Annotated in this window: 14 protein-coding genes, 1 rRNA gene and 1 pseudogene; 4 read left to right on the forward strand and 12 right to left on the reverse strand. The window is 72.5% G+C overall.

All coding sequences use genetic code 11. The annotated features are described in order from the left end of the window. Nucleotides 1-66 precede the first annotated feature (66 nt). Both ACZ5VQ_RS24195 and ACZ5VQ_RS24200 read left to right on the forward strand, forming a co-directional pair. Nucleotides 67-1,449 carry an FAD-binding oxidoreductase gene (locus ACZ5VQ_RS24195; protein WP_362080621.1) on the forward strand — a complete coding sequence of 461 codons (1,383 nt, stop codon included), beginning with the start codon at nt 67-69 and terminating at the stop codon, nt 1,447-1,449. Between the two features lie 51 nt (nt 1,450-1,500). Then, on the forward strand, nt 1,501-3,147 hold the full coding sequence (locus ACZ5VQ_RS24200) for a PucR family transcriptional regulator (protein WP_469106666.1): 1,647 nt from the start codon (nt 1,501-1,503) through the stop codon (nt 3,145-3,147). Between the two features lie 21 nt (nt 3,148-3,168). Here ACZ5VQ_RS24200 and ACZ5VQ_RS24205 read toward each other — a convergent pair whose 3' ends face one another. The 5 genes from ACZ5VQ_RS24205 to ACZ5VQ_RS24225 form a co-directional block, all read right to left on the reverse strand. Further along, on the reverse strand, nt 3,169-4,308 hold the full coding sequence (locus ACZ5VQ_RS24205; RefSeq protein WP_469106667.1) for a glycosyltransferase family 4 protein: 1,140 nt from the start codon (nt 4,306-4,308) through the stop codon (nt 3,169-3,171). A gap of 287 nt (nt 4,309-4,595) precedes the next feature. After that, nucleotides 4,596-6,338: a DNA repair protein RecN gene (gene recN, locus ACZ5VQ_RS24210; RefSeq protein WP_469106668.1), complete on the reverse strand. Its 1,743-nt coding sequence runs from the start codon at nt 6,336-6,338 to the stop codon at nt 4,596-4,598. A 208-nt stretch (nt 6,339-6,546) separates the two neighbouring features. Next, the gene (locus ACZ5VQ_RS24215) at nt 6,547-7,452 is read right to left on the reverse strand and encodes an NAD kinase (protein ID WP_143635987.1); all 906 of its coding nucleotides are present in this window, start codon (nt 7,450-7,452) and stop codon (nt 6,547-6,549) included. Beyond that, complete coding sequence (locus ACZ5VQ_RS24220; RefSeq protein ID WP_200399172.1) at nt 7,449-8,264, reverse strand: TlyA family RNA methyltransferase; 816 nt, start codon at nt 8,262-8,264, stop codon at nt 7,449-7,451. The genes ACZ5VQ_RS24215 and ACZ5VQ_RS24220 overlap by 4 nt, the downstream gene beginning before the upstream one ends. Before the next feature lie 7 nt (nt 8,265-8,271). Further along, nucleotides 8,272-8,577: a hypothetical protein gene (locus ACZ5VQ_RS24225; RefSeq protein ID WP_469106688.1), complete on the reverse strand. Its 306-nt coding sequence runs from the start codon at nt 8,575-8,577 to the stop codon at nt 8,272-8,274. Nucleotides 8,578-8,745: 168 nt separating this feature from the next. Here ACZ5VQ_RS24225 and ACZ5VQ_RS24230 point away from each other — a divergent pair, with 168 nt between their 5' ends. Further along, nucleotides 8,746-9,093 carry an SCP2 sterol-binding domain-containing protein gene (locus ACZ5VQ_RS24230; protein ID WP_469106669.1) on the forward strand — a complete coding sequence of 116 codons (348 nt, stop codon included), beginning with the start codon at nt 8,746-8,748 and terminating at the stop codon, nt 9,091-9,093. A gap of 46 nt (nt 9,094-9,139) precedes the next feature. On the opposite strand, the gene ACZ5VQ_RS24235 is transcribed toward ACZ5VQ_RS24230, so the two are convergent. From ACZ5VQ_RS24235 to ACZ5VQ_RS24250, 4 genes are all read right to left on the reverse strand, one after another. Then, complete coding sequence (locus ACZ5VQ_RS24235) at nt 9,140-10,111, reverse strand: ABC transporter ATP-binding protein (protein WP_469106670.1); 972 nt, start codon at nt 10,109-10,111, stop codon at nt 9,140-9,142. Continuing rightward, nucleotides 10,072-11,073 carry a FecCD family ABC transporter permease gene (locus ACZ5VQ_RS24240; protein WP_469106671.1) on the reverse strand — a complete coding sequence of 334 codons (1,002 nt, stop codon included), beginning with the start codon at nt 11,071-11,073 and terminating at the stop codon, nt 10,072-10,074. Before ACZ5VQ_RS24240 ends, ACZ5VQ_RS24235 begins: the two co-directional genes overlap by 40 nt. Before the next feature lie 98 nt (nt 11,074-11,171). Next, on the reverse strand, nt 11,172-12,215 hold the full coding sequence (locus ACZ5VQ_RS24245; protein ID WP_469106672.1) for a FecCD family ABC transporter permease: 1,044 nt from the start codon (nt 12,213-12,215) through the stop codon (nt 11,172-11,174). Between the two features lie 139 nt (nt 12,216-12,354). After that, nucleotides 12,355-13,383, reverse strand: a complete 1,029-nt coding sequence (locus ACZ5VQ_RS24250; RefSeq protein ID WP_469106673.1) for an HAD hydrolase-like protein — start codon at nt 13,381-13,383, stop codon at nt 12,355-12,357. A gap of 72 nt (nt 13,384-13,455) precedes the next feature. Between ACZ5VQ_RS24250 and ACZ5VQ_RS24255 the strand changes: the two genes are divergently transcribed. Continuing rightward, on the forward strand, nt 13,456-14,745 hold the full coding sequence (locus ACZ5VQ_RS24255; protein ID WP_469106674.1) for a DUF1015 family protein: 1,290 nt from the start codon (nt 13,456-13,458) through the stop codon (nt 14,743-14,745). A gap of 97 nt (nt 14,746-14,842) precedes the next feature. On the opposite strand, the gene ACZ5VQ_RS24260 is transcribed toward ACZ5VQ_RS24255, so the two are convergent. From ACZ5VQ_RS24260 to rrf, 3 genes and pseudogenes are all read right to left on the reverse strand, one after another. After that, the gene (locus ACZ5VQ_RS24260; protein WP_469106689.1) at nt 14,843-15,721 is read right to left on the reverse strand and encodes a tetratricopeptide repeat protein; all 879 of its coding nucleotides are present in this window, start codon (nt 15,719-15,721) and stop codon (nt 14,843-14,845) included. 231 nt (nt 15,722-15,952) lie between these two features. Next, a pseudogene (locus ACZ5VQ_RS24265) lies at nt 15,953-16,837 on the reverse strand (hypothetical protein); the annotation flags it as partial. Between the two features lie 496 nt (nt 16,838-17,333). Continuing rightward, nucleotides 17,334-17,438, reverse strand: a 5S ribosomal RNA gene (rrf, locus tag ACZ5VQ_RS24270); the annotation flags it as partial.

Genomic DNA, 17,438 nt, shown 5'->3' on the forward strand with positions numbered 1-17,438 from the left:
ACTGATGGGCCCGGCCCGCCTAGGCTTGAGGTACCTGTATGCCCCTCCTCTGGAAGGGGGGCGGCCATGGCTTCCCTCTCGAAGGCGGGCGCGGCACTCGCCGCGCTGCGCGAGGATCTCGTCGGTGACGTCTTCGCCCCGGGCGATCCGGGCTACGACGAGGCCCGGACGGTCTTCAACGCGATGATCGACCGACGGCCTGCCGTGATCGCGCAGTGCGTGGACGAGGACGACGTCGTGCGGGCCGTGCGCTTCGCACGGGACCTGGACCTGCCGATCGCGGTACGCGGCGGCGGACACAGCGTGGCGGGCATGGCTCTGAACGACGGCGGGCTGGTCGTCGACCTGCGTCATATGCGCGCGGTCAGCGTCCATCCCGCCGCCGAGGCGGTACGGGTCGCAGGCGGCGCCACGATGAGCGACCTGGACCGCGCCACCCAGCCGCACGGCCTCGCCACCACCGGCGGCCGGGCCTCGACCACCGGGGTCGGCGGCTTCGTGTTGGGCGGCGGCACAGGCTGGCTGGACCGCTGCTGCGGTCTCGCCGTCGACAATCTGCTCGGCGTCGAGCTGGTCACCGCCGACGGCGCCCGGCTCCACGCGAGCGCCGACGAGAACCAGGACCTGTTCTGGGCCCTGCACGGGGGCGGCGGAAACTTCGGCATCGCCACCGCGATCACGCTGAAGCTGCACGAGCTCCCCGAGTTCTCCATCGCGATGGTGTTCTACCTCCCGGAGTTCGGCCCCGAGGTCACGCGTACCTACCGCGACCTGATCACGGCCGGCCCGAACGAGGCGAGTGGCGCCGTCCTGTACCTCACCGGCCCGCCCGAGGAGTTCGTCCCGCCGCACCTGGTCGGCACCCTGCTGTGCGGCGCGTTGCTGACCTACGCCGGTGCCGAGGCGGACATGCGCAAGCTGGCCGAGCCCCTGCTGGCGCTGCCGCACGAGGCGGAGGTGGTCGGGGCGATGCCGTACGCCGACGTGCAGTGCATGATCGACGATCCGCCAGGGATGCGGAACTACTGGTCGGCGGAGTACCTGACGGGCGCGCCCGACGACTTCGTGGACGTCTTCTGTGCCCGCGGGGAGGCCCTGCCCGTTCCGACGGGCACCATGCACGCGCTGTTCCCGCAGGGCGGCGCGATCGGCACCGGCCCGCACGAGTACCCCGTGCCGTACCGGGACGCGCCGTGGGGCGTGCACCCCTTCGGGCTGTGGGAGGACCCGGCGGACGACGAACGGTGCGTTCGGTGGGTCCGGGACGTCCGCGCCGACGCGCGGCCCTGGAGCACGGGCGCCGTCTATCTCAACTTCATCGGCGACGAGGGGACCGATCGGATCGTGGCAGGCCTCGGCACCGAGAACGCCGGGCGGCTCGCGGACGTGAAACGGCGCTACGACCCCGACAACGTCTTCCGCTTCAACCACAACATCACGCCCGCATAGGGACCTGTCCGGCACATCACCGCACGTGGAGGACGAGGTAGCGTCCGCGTCATGGACAGCCGTATCGACACGCCGGACACGCACGGTGGCGGGATCACCGTGCAGCGGGCCCTGGAGCTGCCCGGGCTGCGCGGCGGCCTGCCGGAGATCCTCGCGGGCGCCGACCGGCTGGGCCGCACCGTCCGCTGGGTGCACGCGGGCGAGGTACCGAACATCGCGTCGCTCCTGAAGGGCGGCGAACTGCTCCTGACCACGGGGTACGGGCTCGGCACCCGCCCCGCCGACCAGCGCGCCTTCGTCCGCACCCTCGCCGAACGCGGTATCGCGGCCCTCGTCGTGGAACTGGGGCCGCGCTTCACCCGGCTGCCCGCGGCCCTCGTGGAGACGGCCCGTACGGCCGGTCTGCCGCTGGTCCAACTGCACCGCGAGGTGCCGTTCGTGACGGTCACCGAGGAGATCCACACCGAGATCGTCAACGGCCACTACGCGCTGCTCCAGCAGGCCGAGGAGGTGCACCGGCGCTGCACCCAGGCCCTGCTCGGCGGGGGCGGCATCCCCCAGGTCCTCGGCATCCTGGCCGACTTCAGCGGCAACCCGGTCTTCCTGGAGACCCCGGACGGACAGCTCCTGTACGCCGCCGGGACCGGCCCCGCGAACGCCGACCCGCTCCAGGTCTGGGAGGGGCTTCGCGGCCAGCACCAGGACGATCCGCCGGCGGGGTCGGTCCTCGTGGACGTGCCGGGCGGCGGTCCCGGCCCCGGCTCGGTCCGGGCCCGGCTCGTCCTTCTGCCCGTGAACGCCCCCAACGCCCCGCTCGCACCCGTGCACCGCATCGCGGCGGAACGGGCCGCGGGGATCCTCGCCGTGGTCCTGATGCAGGCCCGCCAGGAGGAGGAGCTGGCGGCGCGCGGCCGCGGCGACTTCCTCACCGACCTCGCCGAGGGCCGTATCGCCGCCGAGGACGCGCCCGCGCAGGCCCGAGTGCTCGGCTTCAAGCCCGGTCCCGGACCGCTGCTCCCGGTGGTGATGAGGCTCGCCGACGGACTGCCTCCCGGCGGGGGCTGGGCCGTCCTGGCGCGCGCGGTCGCCGAGGAGCTGGCCTCGGTGGGGGTTCCGGTCCTGCTGGGCGTACGCCCTGTCGAGGGCCGCGTACCACTGCTGCTGGGCCTGCGCACGGAGTCCGAGCGGTCGGCCGTCGCGGACCGGGTCGCGGCGGCGCTGCGGGCCGGTGTGGAGCGGGCGGGCATGCAGCGTCCGGGGGCGCAGCCACCGGTCGTGGTGGTCGGCGTGGCGGGCGGCTGGACGGCCGCGTCGGCGAGCCTGCGGCACGCGGCCGAGACGGCCACGGCGGCCCAGGGACTGTCCGACCGCCCCTGGTACGACGCCCGCCGCCTGGACATCGACCTGCTGCTGTGGCGTCTGCGGGACCACCGGGACCTGGCCGCCTTCGTGGACCGCGCCATCGGCCCCCTCCGCGACCACGACAACCGCTCCAAGCCACCGCTGCTGCCCACCCTGGAGACGTATCTGGCGCACGCGGGCCGCAAGGCGGAGACCGCGCGCGAACTGCACCTCAACCGGCAGACGCTCTACAACCGGCTCGCGAGGATCGGGGAGCTGCTCGGGACGGACCTCGACGACCCTCAGACGGTACTGGCACTCAGCCTGGCACTGCGGGCCCGCAGACTCGTCCCGTAGCGCCAGGCCCCACGTCCGGGCTCACGGCAGCGGCAAGGGCTTGGTCAGTTCGTCGTACACGCTGAGGACCTGGGCCACCGTCTCGTCCTCGGTCGGCCAAGTGGCCACCTGGAGCGTGCCCTTGTCCTTGAGGAGCTCGCGCCGGGCGGGGTCGGCGAGAAGAGCCTCGACGGCCTCGGCGAGCGCTTCGGAGTCTCCGTGCGGGACTAGTTCGGCCGCGTCGCCGACGAGTTCGGGGATGCCTCCGGCGGCCGCCGCGACGAGCGGCACGCGCGCGTGGAGGGCCTCCTGGGCGAGCACGGAACGCGATTCCCAGCTGCCGGGCAGCAACGCGAGATCGGCGGCGGCGAGCAGCTCCCCGATGTCGTCACGCGGGCCGACGAGACGCACGGGCAGCCCCTCGTTCACGATGCGCCGCTGGAGCTCACCGCGCAGCGGCCCCTCCCCGGCGATCACGAGCAGGGGTACGGGGTCGAGCCGCCGCCACGCGCGCGTGGCGTCCAGCAGCGTGTCGTACCCCCGGTGCCGGTCGAGGGAGCCGACGGCCATCAGCAACGGCCGGTCGGTCGCGCCGAGTTCGGCGCGTGCCTTGGGGCGCAGCCGGTCGGCGTCCTCGCTCTCGGCGAGGGGCCGGCGCGGGGCGGGCAGCGCGACCGCGGCGAGCCGCGCGTCCCTGGCGCCCCTGCTGCGGGCCCGGTCCACGAGGTCGGACGAGGATCCGAGGACCACGGAAGCGGCCCTGGCCACGCGCCGCTCGAGGAGGCGCAGCAGATGCGCCCGCGCGCCCTCGGCGTACGGGCGGGAGTGCAGGGTGACGACTAGCGGGACGCGCCGTCCGCTGAGCGCGAGCGCGGCCCGCAGCGCGGAGTGCAGCCCGTGCGCGTGCACCAGGTCGGCGTCCGCGCAGGCCGCCCGCAGCACGGCCATGGAGGTCGGGTCGTTCCGCCTCGGCACGTGCACGTGGTCGGCCCCGACGCCGCTGAAGTCGTACGCGTGGTCGGCCGCGGCCGGGGCGCACACGGTGACCCGCACGCCCCGGGCGACGAGCCCCGACGTCAGCGACCGCACATGGGCACAGCTGCCCGCGCTGCCGCCGCCGAGCACTTGGACAGTGCGCAGCGGCGACTGTCCGGGCGGTGGGTGGCTGCTCACGTGGATCACGTGGCCGGGGCTCCTGGTTCGGCGTCGGGCGGTCACGAAGAAAAGTACAGAAGGAACGCGCGGTGGGGGTGTACCGCTCGGGGTCCTCTTCCAAGGATGCCAGGGCTCGCGGGAGTTGCGGACCATCGAGGGGTGGGGTGGCGGTGGGTGGCGCGCCGGGGAGGCGAACCGTCACTCACATGAGTGATCGGGTCCGCGGGGCACACAAGCGTCTCGCCGCGGAACGGCGCAAAGCCCGCAGCCCCAGCCCTCCGAGCGACTGCCCGTCAACGGCCACCCGTGAACGACTACCTGTCAGCCCGAGCCGTCGCCAGCAGCTCCTCCGCGTGTGCCCGGGCCGTCTCCGAGTCCTCCTGCCCGGCCAGCATCCGCGACAGCTCCCGCACCCGCTCCTCGCCCTCCAGGACCTTCACCCCGGACCGCGTGACCGACCCGTCGTTGGTCTTCTCGACCAGCAACTGCCGGTCGGCGAAGGCGGCCACCTGAGGCAGATGGGTGACGACGACGACCTGCGCGCTCTTGGCGAGCTTGGCGAGCCGCCGCCCGATCTCGACCGCGGCCTTGCCCCCCACACCCGCGTCGACCTCGTCGAAGAGATACGTCGGCACAGGATCCGTACCCGCGAACACGACCTCGACGGCGAGCATGACGCGCGACAGCTCACCGCCGGACGCCCCCTTGGCGATGGGCCGCGGCGGCGCCCCCGGATGGGGGGCGAGGAGCAGTTCGACCTCGTCGACGCCTGCGGGTCCGTACGAGACCGGACGTCCGCCGACCTCCACGCCCTCCGGGTCCTCGGTCTGCCGGATCTCGAACGACACGCGCGCGTGCGGCATGGCGAGCGAGGCGAGTTCGGCGGTCACGGCGGCGGCGAAGCGCTCGGCGGCCTCCGTACGGGCGTCCGTCAACGCCTGCGCCAGCCCGCCCAGTTCCGCCCGCAGCGCGTCCCGCTCGGCCGTCAGTTCGCCGAGCCGGTCGTCGTCGCCGTCCAACTCCAGGAGCCGCGCGGCCCCTTGTTCCGCCCAGGTCAGAACCGTGCCAACATCCTCGCCGTACTTGCGGGTCAGCGCGGTGAGCGCGGCGCGCCGCTCCTCGACCGCCGCGAGCCGCAGCGGGTCCGCGTCGAGGTCGTCGGCGTACCCCGCCAGCTCCCCCGCCACATCGCCCAGCAGGATCCCGATCTCCCCGATGCGGCCTGCCAGCGCGCCGAGCGCCGCGTCGTGGGACCGTACGGCTTCCAGGGCCCGGTGCGCGCCCGCGACGAGCGTCGTGGCGTCGATGCCCTCGGGGTCCTCGGGATTGCCCGCGAGGGCGGCGTGCGCGGCCGTTGCGGCGGACGCGAGCGCCTCGGCGTGCCCGAGCCGCTCGGCCTCGGCCGCCAGCTCGACGTCCTCGCCCGGGCGGGGCTCCACCGCGGCGATCTCGTCGAGCCCGAAGCGCAGCATGTCGGCTTCCTGGGCGCGTTCCCGCGCGCGGGTGGTGATCTCGTCCAGCTCGGTGGAGATGGCGCGCAGCCGTCGGTAGGCGCCCGCGTACTTGGCGAGCGGCACGGCGACGGCGTCGCCCGCGTACCGGTCGAGGGCCTGCCGCTGGCGGGACAGCTTGAGCAGCCCCTGCTGGTCGGTCTGGCCGTGCACGGCCACCAGGTCGTCGGCGAGCTCGGCGAGCAGCCCCACCGGCACGCTGCGCCCGCCCAGGTGCGCCCGTGAGCGCCCCTCGGCGGAAACGGTACGGCTGATGAGCAGCACCCCGTCGTCGAGCTCGGCGCCGGCCTCCTCGGCCCGTACGACCGCCGAGGCCCCGTCGGGTACGGAGATCCGCCCCTCCACGACCGCGTTCTTGGCCCCGATCCGCACGAGGGCCGGGTCGGCGCGCCCGCCCAGCAGCAGGCCCAGGCTGGTGACCACCATCGTCTTGCCCGCGCCGGTCTCACCGGTCACGGCGGTGAAGCCGGGTGACAGCTCGACGACCGCGTCGTCGATGACTCCGAGCGACCGTATCCGCATCTCCTCCAACACGGACATGACCATACGAGGTTTCCCCCACCCGGCGCGACGCCGCCCCAGTCCCTCCACAAACCCGCAGCTGCCCGCGCCGTCCGGGGTCACCCCCAGGCGCCACACCCGTTGACCGGAATGCCCGGCTTCCACGCCGTCGGCCCGGACCGGTCCTGACGCCCCGCATCCGGTACGGGGCGTCCTTCGGCGCCGGCGCCGGCTCCTCCGGTCACCGCTCCGGTCAGTGCGGAGCGCCCCGCCAACCGGCCACCGGCAGCGCGAACTTGGCGACGAGCCGGTCGGTGAACGACGCGTGGTGCAGCCGCGCCAGCCGCACCGGCACCGCGCCCCTCCGGACCTCCACCCGCGCACCGGGCGGCAGCTCGATCGTGCGGCGGCCGTCGCACCACAGCACCCCGGGCGGGATGTGCGGCAGGACCTCCACGGCCAGCACCGAGTTCGGCGAGGTCACCAGCGGCTTGGCAAACAGGGCGTGCGCGCTGATCGGCACCATGAGCAGCGCCTCGACCTCCGGCCACACCACGGGACCACCCGCGGAGAACGCGTACGCCGTCGACCCGGTCGGCGTCGACAGGACGATCCCGTCGCAGCCGAACCCGGTCACCGGCCGCCCGTCGATCTCCAGCACGACCTCAAGGAGCTTCTCGGCCCCCGCCTTCTGCACGGCGGCCTCGTTGAGCGCCCAGTCCGTGTGGACGACATCGCCGTTGCTGTGTACGACGACGTCGACGGTCATCCGCTCCTCGACCTCGTACGCCTTAGTCACCACCCGGTCGACGACCTTGTCGAGGTCGTCGCGCTCGGCCTCCGCGAGGAAGCCGACCCGCCCGAGGTTGACGCCCAGCATGGGCACCCCGGAGGCGCGGGCGAACTCGGCGCCGCGCAGCAGCGTCCCGTCACCGCCGAGGACGATCAGCAGCTCACACCCGTCCAGGCACTCCGGTGTCGCCTCCTTGACGAGTTCCACGCTCGACGGGAGCGGCAGATCGGCCGCCTCCGCCTCCAGGACCCGTACGCCGAGACCGGAACGCACCAGCCCCTGGACGACGAGCTCGGCACTGCGGATGGCTGCGGGCCGTCCGGTGTGGGCGAGCAGGAAAACAGTACGAGCTCGGGTCTGTGTCAACGCGGCCCCTCCGCCACTGCACGGTCAACGTCGGCCGGGTCCAGTGCGGGTGCCCCGGCACGCAGCCACAGAAAGTACTCGACATTTCCCGAGGGCCCGGGCAACGGACTGGCCGTCACGCCGTTCACCCCGAGTCCCAGTTCCCCCGCCTGCCGGGCCACGCCGCGCACGGCGTCCGCCCGTAGCTCGGGGCTGCGGACGACTCCGCCGCTCCCGAGCCGTTCCCTGCCCACCTCGAACTGCGGCTTGACCATCATCACCAGGTCGGCTCCGGGCGCCGCGCACCGCACAAGGGCGGGCAGCACCAGGCCGAGCGGGATGAAGGACAAGTCACCGACAATAAGATCCACCGGCTCCCCATCGATCGCCTCCAACGTCAACTCGCGTACGTTCGTACGGTCCTTGACGGTGACGCGTTCATCACTCTGAAGAGACCAGGCCAACTGCCCGTAGCCGACGTCCACGGCGACGACGTGGGCGACGCCCGCGCGCAGCAGCACATCGGTGAACCCGCCGGTCGAGGCGCCGGCGTCCAGCGCCCGCCGCCCCTCGACCGCCAGACCGAGCGGTACGAAGGCCTCCAGCGCCCCGGCGAGCTTGTGGCCGCCGCGCGAGACGTAGTCGGGATCGTCGTCGTCCTGGGTGACCAGGATGGCGGCGGCGGTCTCCACCTGGGTGGCGGGCTTGGTCGCGAGGGTCTTGCCGACGGTGACCCGCCCGGCGGCGATCAGCTGTCCGGCGTGCTCGCGCGAGCGGGCGAGTTTACGTCGGACCAGCTCGGCGTCGAGGCGGCGTCGTGCCACTCCTGCCACGTTCGGTTCAGCTCCTGTTGCTGTCGTTGCTGCTGTACGGCGCAGGGGGCCCCGGAGGTCCCGGGCGGGCGTCGAGCGCGGTGAGCGCGTCGCGCAGCCCCCTGTGCACATCCTCGTACACCTCCATGTGACCGTCCGTGGCGAGGTGGTCCACATCGGCCAACCGGTCGAGCTGGGCGTCGGTCTCGGCGTTGCCCGTGGGCGTACGCGGCACGTGGAGGGGAGCGGGGGCGGCTGGATCGTCCTCGGGCTGCGCGGCGGGCCCGGCCTCGGCCCGGGCATCGGGCTCGCCTTCGGGCTCGGTCCCGGCCATCGCCTCGGGGTCCGCGGACGGCACCGGCGGCGGCCCGGGCGCGGCCTCGACCGGAAGCCGGGCCTCCGCGCCGAGGGGTCCCATGTCGGGGGCCCCCGTCTCCGGGCCGGTCATGGAGTCGCTCATGCCCCGACGCTACCGCGAAGGGCTGGGGTACCGTCGATCGCGATGGCCACGATTGAGGAGTGCCGCAGCGCACTCGACAAGCTCTCGGACAACATGGCGGGCGCGGACGGCGACGTACGCAGCGCAGCGGCGTTGGACCGCTCGCTGAGCTGCCGTATCACCGACCTCGACATCACCTTCGTGGGCCGTCTCAAGGACGGCCGGATCGAGGTGCTCGACACGCTCCGGGGCCCGCCGCCCGACAAGGCCGAGATCCGGCTCACGATGACCGGCGACGACCTGGTCGCGATGGTCGACGGCGAGTTGAACTTCGCGAAGGCGTGGGGCTCGGGCCGGGTCAAGCTCGAAGCCGGCCTGCGCGACCTGCTCCGGCTGAGAAAGCTCCTCTGAAGGCTCTCCTGCCCACGCCCCGCCCTTCGGCGATCCCGCGGGAGCACTAGCTCTTCACGACACCGGCAGGCGCGGCGGCGGTCGTACGTGCCTTCCTCGCCGCCGGCACCACCAGCGGCGTACCCGTCTCCGGGTCGTCGATGACCTGGCAGCGCAGCCCGAAGACCTCCTCGACCAGCTCGGCCGTGACGATGTCCGCCGGGGCGCCCTCCGCGATCACCGAACCCTCGCGCAGGGCGATCAGGTGGGTGGCGTACCGGGCCGCGTGGTTGAGGTCGTGCAGTACGGCGACCAGCGTGCGCCCCTGCTCCTCGTGGAGCTCCGCGCACAGGTCGAGCACGTCGATCTGGTGCTGGATGTCGAGAAAGGTGGTCGGCTCGTCGAGCAGCAGCAGCGGGGTCTGCTGGGCGAGCGCCATGGCGATCCACACGCGCTGGCGCTGGCCTCCGGAGAGCTCGTCGACGTAGCGGTCGGCCAGTTCGGCGACCCCGGTCGAGGTCATGGACTCGCGCACGATCCGCTCGTCCTCGGTCGACCACTGGCGAAGCAGCCCCTGGTGGGGGTAGCGGCCGCGCCCCACGAGGTCGCCGACGGTGATCCCGTCGGGCGCGATCGACGACTGCGGCAGCAGCCCGAGCGTCCTGGCCACCTTCTTGGCGGGCATCGACTGGATGACCTGTCCGTCGAGCAGCACCCGGCCCTGGTTCGGCTTCAGCATGCGGGACAGCGCGCGCAGCAGGGTGGACTTGCCGCAGGCGTTGGGTCCGACGATCACCGTGAACGAGTTGTCCGGTATCTCGACCGACAGCTGCTCGGCGATGACGCGCTGGTCGTAGGCGAGGGTGACGTTCTCGGCGGACAGGCGGTTCACAGTGCTCCTTCGGGTGTTCGTGCGCGGCCCGCCATCGGAGCCCGTACTCGTCGTGGTCGTCCTGCTCGCCTTGTCTGCGCCGGACGTACTCGTCGTGCCGTCGGCGTTCATATCCGGCCCGCCTTCCGCTCGGTGACCAGGAGCCACAGCAGATAGACACCGCCGAGCACTCCGGTCACCACGCCGACGGGCAGCTGGTCGGCGCCGAAGGCCCGCTGCGAGGCCCAGTCGGCGACGACCAGCAGGGCGGCGCCCATGCACATGGCGGGCACCAGGTTGGGGCCCGGCGAGCGGGTGAGGCGCCGCGCGAGCTGTGGCGCGGTGAGCGCGACGAAGGCGACCGGGCCCGCGGCGGCGGTGGCGGCCGCGGTGAGCAGCACGGCGGCCACCAACAGCACCAGCCGCGTCCGCTCGACCCGCACCCCGAGCGCGTACGCCACGTCGTCGCCCATCTCCAGCATCCGCAGCCCGCGCGCGTTGCCGAGAACCAGCGGTACGAGGACGGCGCACAGGCCGAGCAGCGGCCAGACCTGGGCCCAGTCACGGCCGTTGAGCGAGCCGGTCATCCAGACGACGGCACGGGCCGCGTCGACGAGGTCGGCCTTGGTGATCAGATAGCCGTTGACGGCCGTGACGATCGCGGAGACACCGATACCGACCAGAACCAACCGATATCCGTGCACACCCCGCTTCCAGGCGAGCACATAGATGGCGAGCCCGGTCACCAGACCGCCGACCAGCGCCCCGACGGCGACCTGGGAGGCGCTCCCCGAAAACAGCACGATCATCACGAGCGCGCCGGCCGTCGAGCCCTGCCCGATGCCCAGTACGTCCGGACTGCCCAGCGGATTGCGGGAGATGGCCTGGAAGAGCGCGCCACCGAGCCCGAGCGAGGCCCCCACCAGGAGCCCGACCAGAACCCGCGGCAGGCGCAGCTCGTTGACGATGAACTCCTGGCCCGCGTCACCGTTGCCGAGCAACGTCCTGAGGACGTCGGCGGCCGGTATCGGGAAGTCGCCGGTGCCGATGAGCACGACACTCGCGGCGAGCGCGGCCACGAGCAACAGCACGACGACCGTGAACGCGCGGACATCGAAACGGACCGACATCCCACCGCCGGTACGAACGGTTCGAGCCCGGAAGGCCCGCACCGGACCTGCCTGGTCGTGCACGGCCTGGTCGTGCACGGCCTGATTGCGTAGGGGCTTCACAGCTGCGCCGTCCTCCGCCGTCGTACGAGAAAGATGAAGACCGGCCCGCCGAGGATCGCGGTGACGATGCCGACCTGGAGTTCCGCGGGCCGCGCGACCATCCGGCCGATCACATCGGCGCCCAGCAGCAGCACCGGCGACAGCACGGTCGCGTACGGCAGGATCCAGCGCAGGTCGGGCCCGGTGAAGGACCGTACGACGTGCGGAACCATCAGCCCGACGAAGACGATCGGCCCGCAGGCGGCGGTCGCGGCCCCGCAGAGCACGGTCGCGGCGGCCATGGACAGAGCGCGGGTGCGGTTCAGATGCGCCCCGAGCGCGCGGGCGGTGTCGTCGCCCATGGCCATGGCGTTCAGCGGCCGGGCGAGTGCCAGCGCGAGGACCGTGCCGACCGCGAGGAACGGCAGCACCTGCTCGATGGTCGTGTTCGTGGCCGAGGCCAGCGAACCGACCGTCCAGAAGCGCATCTTGCTGAGCGCGGCCTCGTCCGTGATCATCACGGCCTGCAGATAGCCGTAGAGTGCGGCGCTGATCGCGGTGCCGGCGAGCGCGAGCCGCACCGGTGTGGCACCCCGGCTGCCACCGAGGAAGTACACGAGCGCCCCGACGACGGCCGCCCCCGCGAAGGCGAACCACACATAGCCGCTCAGCGAGGTGACACCGAAGAAGGTGATGGCCGTGACGACCGCGGCGGACGCGCCGGCGTTGATGCCGAGCAGCCCCGGGTCTGCGAGCGGGTTGCGGGTCAGCGCCTGGAGGACCGCCCCGGAGAGGCCGAACGCGGCGCCGACGAGCAGCCCGAGGACCGTACGCGACAGCCGCTCGCCCACCACGACGTCGCCGTACGTCCCCGAGTCCTCGAACAGGCCGTGCCAGACCTGCTCCAGCGACAGCTCTTTTGCGCCGATCGCTATGCTCGCCAGGGCGACGAGCACCAGCACGGCGAGGGACACGAAGAGCCCAGCGGCCCGTATCGCCCGGCGGGTTGGGGGCGCGGGGGCGGTCTCCGCGCTCGGTTCGGGGGGACTGTCGACCAACACCCGGTTAGGTTAGCCTACCCTCGCCGCAAGCCACGATCCCCGTACGCGGTGACCTGCGCAACCACCCCTCCTGAGGCCGCGCGTCGCGGCCCCGCCGAAGGGCTCGCAGAAAGGCCCGCGGAATCCGCCGGGCCCACGCTCAAAGCCCCAGCCGCGCCAGCGCCTTGCCCCCGTCCAGGTCGCACGCCGCGTCCCCGGCAGCCGTCCAGGCGGCGGCACACAGCGCCCGCAGCCCGTCCATCGCCTCGCCCTCACCCTCCAGTTCCAGCCGCTCGGTGCCGGCCGTCGCCGTCCAACCCCCGCAGCCGAACCCTTCGCCCGCCTCGACGACCTCCGGCTGCCCAGTCAGCATCCCCCGCAGATCGGCGTCGACATACGTCGGCCGGTGCTGCGGCGGCGCGGCCAGGAGCTGCGCCCCGTCGGTCACACCCGTCAGCACCAGCAGCGAGTCCACCTCGCCGTTGAACGCCCCCTCGATGTCCGTGTCGAGCCGGTCCCCCACCACCAGCGGCCGCTCCGCCCCGGTCCGCAGGATCGTCTCGCGGTGCATCGGCGGCAACGGCTTGCCCGCCACCTGCGGCTCGGCGCCGGTCGCGATCCGTACGACCTCCACGGCCGCGCCGTTACCCGGGGCGATCCCGCGTGCGCTGGGGATCGTCAGATCGGTGTTGGACGCGAACCACGGCACCCCGCGCGCGATGGCGTAGCAGGCCTCCGCGAAGCGGCCCCACGGCAGATCGGGCCCGCCGTACCCCTGCACGACCGCCACCGGCTCGTCCTCGGCCGACTCGACCGGTTCGAGCCCGCGCTCGCGCAGCGCGACCCGCAGCCCCTCCCCGCCGATCACCAGCACCCGTGCCCCCTGGGGCACCTGCTCGCTGATCAGCCGGGCCACCGCCTGCGCCGAGGTGATGACGTCCGGTTCGCCGGTCGGTATGCCCAGCTCCGTGAGGTGCGCGGCGACCGTGTCGGGCGTCCGCAGCGCGTTGTTCGTCACATACGCGAGCCGCATTCCGCCCGCCCGGGCCGTGCCGAGCGACTCAACCGCGTACGCGATCGCGTTCCCGCCCGCGTACACCACCCCGTCCAGGTCGAGCAGCGCCGTGTCGTACGCCTCGCTCAGGGCCCGGTCACTGCCCTCGGGGCGCGTCCTCACGGTCTGGCTCATTACGCATCGCTCCTCGTTCGATCCCTTTCCCCCGATCATCCCGCATGGCACTGACACACTTACGATGCACCAATGAACACTGCAGGTCCCGCGGACGTACCGGCACGCATGGGCCTTGATCTGACCCCGTTCCGGGGTCTGCGCTACGACCCCGACCGGGTCGGCAGCCTCTCCGCCGTCACGTCCCCGCCGTACGACGTGGTCGTACGGCCCGACGGTCTCCACCACCTCGAATCGGCGGACCCGCACAACATCGTCCGGCTGATCCTCCCCCAGGCCACCACGCCCAGCGTCCGCAACGAGCAGGCGGCGGACACCCTGCACCGCTGGCTGTCCGAGGGCGTCCTGACCACGGACTCCGTGCCGGGCCTGTACGTCTACGAGCAACGCGACGGTGACGGCATGGTGCAACGGGGCGTGATCGGCGCCCTGCGCCTGTCGGAGGCGTCGGACGGCGTGGTCCTGCCCCACGAGGACGTCATGCCTCACGTCGTCGCGGACCGCGCGGCCCTGATGCGCGCCACCTCCGCGAACCTCGAACCCCTGCTGCTGACCTATCGCGGCAACGGCACCTCCTCCGGCACGACCGCCGTCGTGGAGCGCGCGGTCGAGCGCCCTCCCCTGCTGGCCACGACCACGGAGGACGGTTTCAGCCACCGACTGTGGGCCGTGACCGACCCGGCGCACCTGGCCGAGATCCGGACAGACCTGGCCGGCCGCCAGGCCCTCATCGCCGACGGCCACCACCGCTGGGCGACGTACTTGCGTCTACGCGCGGAGCATCCCTCCCCCAGCGACTGGGACTTCGGCCTGGTGCTCCTTGTCGACACCGCCCGCTACCCACTCCGCGTCCGCGCGATCCACCGCCTCCTGCACCGCCTCCCGGTGGCCGACGCCCTGGCGGCCATCGGCGACGCCTTCCGCGTACGCCAGGTCGACGGCCCTCTCCCCAGGGCCCTGGAGTCCCTCTCCGTAGCGGCAGCCGAGGGAAACGCCTACCTCCTTGCGGGCGACGGCACCTTCCACCTCGTCGACCGCCCGTCCCCGGATCTGCTCGCCCGTACGATCCCGGCGGACCGCCCCGAGACCTGGCGCACCCTCGACGCAACGGTCCTGCACGCCACACTCCTCGACCATGTGTGGCAGATACCCGACGTCCCGGAGCACATCGCCTACATCCACGACACCGCCGCCACGGTCGCCAAGGCGGAGCGCGACGGCGGCACGGCCGTCCTGATGCACCCGGTCCACGAGGAGGTCGTACGCGACCTGGCGAGCCAGGGCGTCACGATGCCCCGCAAGTCGACGTCGTTCGGCCCGAAGCCGGCATCGGGCCTGGTGCTGCGAACCCTGGACCCCTGAAAACACGAATGGGCGGGACCCTCTTGGGATCCCGCCCATCTACTCGTATGCACTCGTATGTGCTCGTACTCGTGCCAGTACGACTCCTGCGGGGCTGTCAGCCCTTCAGGTCGCCCTTGTCGCCATCTGCGTCGTCCACGTCGTCGACGTCGTCCAGGCCATCGTCGTCGACGCTGTCCTCGGCGGGCTCAGGCTCCAACTCCGCCTCCGCGTCCGCCTCCGGAGCTTGGGAGTTCACAACCTCGACATCCTCGTCGCTGTCGCTGTCGCTATCGCTATCGCTGTCACCGTCGTTCTCGACGAGGGCGTCGACGAACTCCACACCGTCCAGCTCTGCGAGCCGGTCCGAGGCGTCCGTGCTGCCGTCCTTGTCGGACTCGACGGCCTTGGCGAACCACTCCCGGGCCTCGCCCTCACGCCCGGCGGCAAGCAGCGCGTCGGCGTACGCGTAACGCAGTCGCGCGGTCCAGGGCTGCACGGAGTTGGAGGCGAGCTCGGGGCTCTGCAGCGTGACGATGGCCGCGTCGAGCTGGTCCAGGTCCCGCCGCGCACCGGCGGCCACGAGCCGCATCTCGACCTGGCCGGCCTTGTCGAGCTTCTGCACCTCGGGGGCCCCGGCCATGTCGAGCGCCTTCTCGGGCCGCCCGAGACCACGCTCGCAGTCCGCCATGACGGGCCACAGGTCCACGTTGCCGGTCATGCGCCGCGCGGCCCGGAACTCGGCGAGCGCCTCGCTGTACTTCTGACTCGCGTACGCGGCGAAGCCGGCCGCCTCCCGCACGGCGGCGACACGCGACGCCAGCCGCAGCGCCACCCTGGAGTAGCCGTACGCCCCCTCGGGGTCCTCGTCGATGAGCCTGGCCACCATCACCAGGTTCCGGGCGACATCCTCGGCAAGCCCCTTGGGCAGGCTCTGCAGCTCCTGCCGTACGTCCTTGTCGATCTCCTCGCCCGTGACGTCGTCAGGGATCGGCAGCCGCTTGATCGGCTCGCGGTCGCGCTCCCGCTCGTCACGGAAGCGCCCGCCACCGCGGCGGTCGTCGCCGCCCCGTCCACCACGGTCGTCACGCCCGCGGAACCCGCCGCCGGCGCCGGCGGGACGGCCACGGCTGTCATCGCGACGCGGTCCGCCACGACGGTCGTCTCCGCCTCGCGCACCACGGTCGTCGCGCCGGTCGTCACGACCGCGGAATCCGCCACCACCTGCGGGGTTGTCGTCACGCCGGAACCCACCACGGTCGCCGCCGCCACTGCTGCCGCCACGATTGTCATCGCGCCGGTCGTCACGGCGATCATCCCGACGGACATAACCGGGACGGTCGCCGTCGCGACGGTCGTCCCTGCGGTCATCACGACGGTCGTCGCGACGGAACGGCGGACGGTCACCGCCGCTGCTGCCACCACGGCTGTCATCGCGCCGGTCGTCACGGCGGAACGCCGGACGATCACCATCACGGCGGAACCCACCACGGTCGCCGCCACTACTGCTACCGCTGCCGCCGCGGTTGTCGTCGCGACGCGGGCCGCCCCGCTCGTCGTCACGGCGGAACGCCGGACGGCCACCACGGTCATCGTCCCGACGGAACCCACCACGGTCACGGTCATCACGGCTCGGCCCACTGGGACGGTCATCACGGCGGAACGGCGGACGACCACCACGGTCGTCGTCACGGCGGAACGCCGGACGATCGCCATCGCGACGGAAACCGCCACGGTCACCGCCGCCACCGCGGTTGTCATCACGGCGGAAGCCGCCGCGGTCGCCGCCACCACTGCTGCCGCCACGGTTGTCATCACGACGGTCGTCACGCCGGAAGGGCGGACGGTCACCATCACGCCGAGGCCCACCACGGCTGTCATCGCGACGGAAACCGCCACGGTCACTGCTGCCACCACGGTTGTCGTCACGCCGGAAGCCGCCGCGGTCGCCGCCACCACTGCTGCTGCCGCCGCGGTTGTCATCACGACGGTCGTCGCGGCGGAACCCACCACGGTCGCCGCCACTACTGCTACCGCTGCCGCTGCGGTTGTCGTCGCGACGCGGGCCGCCCCGCTCGTCGTCACGGCGGAACGCCGGACGGCCACCACGGTCATCGTCCCGACGGAACCCACCGCGGTCACGGTCGTCACGGTTCGGCCCACTGGGACGGTCATCACGCCGGAACGGCGGACGAGCACCGCGGTCACGATCATCGCGCCCGCGGAATCCACCGCCACTGCCACCACCACGGTTGTCGTCACGGCGGAAGCCACCACGATCACTGCTGCCACCGCGGTTGTCATCACGGCGGAAGCCGCCACGGTCACCGCCACCACTGCTGCTGCCACGGCTCGGCCCACTGGGACGGTCGTCACGCCGGCCGTTCCCGCCACGGTCGTTGTCGCGGCGCGGACCCCCTCGGTCACCACTGTCCCGGCGTCGCTGGTCGCGCTCCGGTCGCTCGTCGGGAGAGTTGGTGGACATGGGTGACTCCTGTCATCGGTACCGCAAGTCATTCTCGCGCAGCCGGGTACCCAGCGCGCTTCGGAAAACAAAAAAGGACCTCTGGTCCCAGCGAGTCGCTGGGACCAGAGGTCCTCCAAATATTGTTCGGCGGCGTCCTACTCTCCCACAGGGTCCCCCCTGCAGTACCATCGGCGCTGTAAGGCTTAGCTTCCGGGTTCGGAATGTAACCGGGCGTTTCCCTCACGCT

This window comes from Streptomyces sp. NPDC033178, assembly GCF_055577685.1.

Bases quoted from the DNA above. Each gene is read 5' to 3' on its own strand.
- ACZ5VQ_RS24195 (WP_362080621.1), top strand. From the start codon at position 67: ATGGCTTCCCTCTCGAAGGCGGGCGCGGCACTCGCCGCGCTGCGCGAG.
- ACZ5VQ_RS24200 (WP_469106666.1), top strand. From the start codon at position 1,501: ATGGACAGCCGTATCGACACGCCGGACACGCACGGTGGCGGGATCACC.
- recN (WP_469106668.1), bottom strand. From the start codon at position 6,338: ATGGTCATGTCCGTGTTGGAGGAGATGCGGATACGGTCGCTCGGAGTC.
- ACZ5VQ_RS24225 (WP_469106688.1), bottom strand. From the start codon at position 8,577: ATGGCCGGGACCGAGCCCGAAGGCGAGCCCGATGCCCGGGCCGAGGCC.
- ACZ5VQ_RS24230 (WP_469106669.1), top strand. From the start codon at position 8,746: ATGGCCACGATTGAGGAGTGCCGCAGCGCACTCGACAAGCTCTCGGAC.
- ACZ5VQ_RS24240 (WP_469106671.1), bottom strand. From the start codon at position 11,073: ATGTCGGTCCGTTTCGATGTCCGCGCGTTCACGGTCGTCGTGCTGTTG.
- ACZ5VQ_RS24250 (WP_469106673.1), bottom strand. From the start codon at position 13,383: ATGAGCCAGACCGTGAGGACGCGCCCCGAGGGCAGTGACCGGGCCCTG.
- ACZ5VQ_RS24255 (WP_469106674.1), top strand. From the start codon at position 13,456: ATGAACACTGCAGGTCCCGCGGACGTACCGGCACGCATGGGCCTTGAT.